Source organism: Nonomuraea sp. NPDC003201, assembly GCF_053590415.1.
This window is the reverse complement of sequence record NZ_JBSFTC010000682.1, coordinates 1-2,028: the sequence shown is the minus strand read 5'-3', so window position 1 is coordinate 2,028 and position 2,028 is coordinate 1. Positions and strand designations below refer to the sequence as shown.

General features: G+C 73.7%; 2 protein-coding genes. Both read left to right on the top strand.

From position 1 onward, the window contains the following. Window positions 1–205 precede the first annotated feature (205 nt). Complete coding sequence (locus tag ACWDX9_RS62690; RefSeq protein ID WP_449973349.1) at window positions 206–862, top strand: response regulator; 657 nt, start codon at window positions 206–208, stop codon at window positions 860–862. A 28-nt stretch (window positions 863–890) separates the two neighbouring features. Further along, on the top strand, window positions 891–2,028 hold a 1,138-nt coding region (locus ACWDX9_RS62685), incomplete at its 3' end, for a sensor histidine kinase (RefSeq protein WP_449973348.1).

Below are 2,028 nucleotides of genomic sequence, written 5' to 3'. Positions count from 1 at the left end.
GTGTTGTGACGTGTTCTCGACCTATCGGCTGCGGGTAATGACGCTGACCGACTTATCCGACCCCGGCATCGGCCCGGCCGACGTGAGCGGCGAGCACCGATGCGCCTTCTGGCGCGGGCTCGGCGGCTGACCACCGCGATGGCGCCCGGCCCCGGCACGGGCCGGGCACCACGGCGGACGATGACGGATGGCAGACTGTGCAGGCGTGATCAGGGTTCTACTGGCCGACGACGACCCGATGGTGCGCCGGCATCTGACGGCGATCCTCGGCTCCAGCACGGAGATCGAGGTGGTCGGCGAGGCCCGAGACGGGGCCGAAGCGGTCGAGGAGGTCCTGCGTAAGCGGCCCGACGTGGTGCTCATGGACCTGCGGATGCCGGGGGTGGACGGCATCACCGCGACGAGGGAGATCGCGGCGCTGGCCGCGCCGCCCGCGGTCATCGCGCTCACGACGTTCGACTCCGACGAGCACGTGCTCGGCGCCCTGGAGGCCGGAGCCGGGGGCTTCCTGGTGAAGGCCACCCCGGCCGAGGAACTCGTCAACCTGGTCAAGGTGGCGGCCGACGGGAACGTCGTGATGTCGCCGAGCGCGGCGCGCAGGCTGGTCGCGCAGTCGTCCCGAGGCGACGAGCGGCGCGACAGCGCGCAGGCGCGGGTGGCCACGCTGGCCGAGCGCGAACGCGAAGTGCTGGCCTGTCTCGGCGAGGGGCTCACCAACCCCGAGATCGCAGGGCGCTTGTTCCTGTCGGAGACGACCGTGCGCAGCTACGTCTCCCGCCTGCTGGCCAAGCTCGACCTCACCCACCGTACGCAGGCCGCCCTGCTCGCCCACCAGGCCGGGCTCCTCGACGAGCCCGGCTGAACCCCGACCGCCTTGTGAGGTGCCCGCCGTGCGCATACCGCGACGGTTCTCCCGCCCGGAGCTGATCGTCAGCGACCGGAGGGTGACGCTCGTGGCCGCCTTCGGCGCGGCCGGGCTGCTCGCCGTCCTCCAGATCGTGCTGTACGCGGCCGGGGTGTCCGACCGCGGCGCCGGCTCCTTCGCCGAGCTGATGCTGAATCTCCTGCTCGACGCGTCCCTGCCTCTGGTGGTCCGCTTCCCACGGACGGTGGGAGCGCTGGCCATCGCCGTCACGACGGTGCTCGCCGTCGGCGCCGGCCTGGCGCCGGGCGTGATGACGGCGCGGGGCGACCCGTTCGTGACGCCCGTGGCGGCCCCGGTCGTGGTGTCGTTCCTGGTCACCCTGCTGCCCTGGCGGCAGGCGTTCGCCTACGCCGCGGTCCTGGCACTCCCGGCGATCCCGATCTGGTCTCCTTCGTGGGTCGCGCTGTACGTGGCGCTGTCGGCCACCGCCCTGCCCGCGCTGCTCGCCCTCTACCTCAAGATCCGCGGCGAGCTCGTCCGGTCGCTGCGCAAGCGGGCCGAGCTCGCCGACTCCGAGCGCCGCCTGCTCGCCGAGCGGGCCGAGACCGCCGAACGGCAGCGCCTGGCCGCTGACCTGCACGACATCGTCACCCACCACGTCACCGAGATCGTCCTGCACGCCGACGCGCTGCGCGTCACCACGGGCGACGACGACGCCCGCGCGGCGGCTGAGCAGATCCGGCGGGTCGGCACGCGTACGCTCACCGAGCTGCGCGACCTCATGCGTGTGGTCACCACAGGGGCCCGGCCGGTGCCCGCCGGGCGTCCCGACGACGACACCGGCGGCGACCTCGTCACCCTGGCCGCCGCCGATGACGCGGCCCTGCATGTCGAAGGCGATCCCGGCACGGTGCCCGCGGTCGTCGCCCGCGCCGTCTACCGGGTGGTGCAGGAGTCGCTCACCAACGCCCGCAAGCACGCCCCCGGGGCGCCGGTCACCGTCAACGTCGTCTATCCCGGCGACCGGGCCGACGTCGAGGTGCGCAACGCGGCGCCCCGGCGGAGCGCCGACCCCGCGCTGACCAGTGCCGGCTCCGGGATGGGCCTGACCGGGCTCAACCGCCGGGTGACCCTGCTCGGCGGCAGCTTCAGCGCGGGAGACG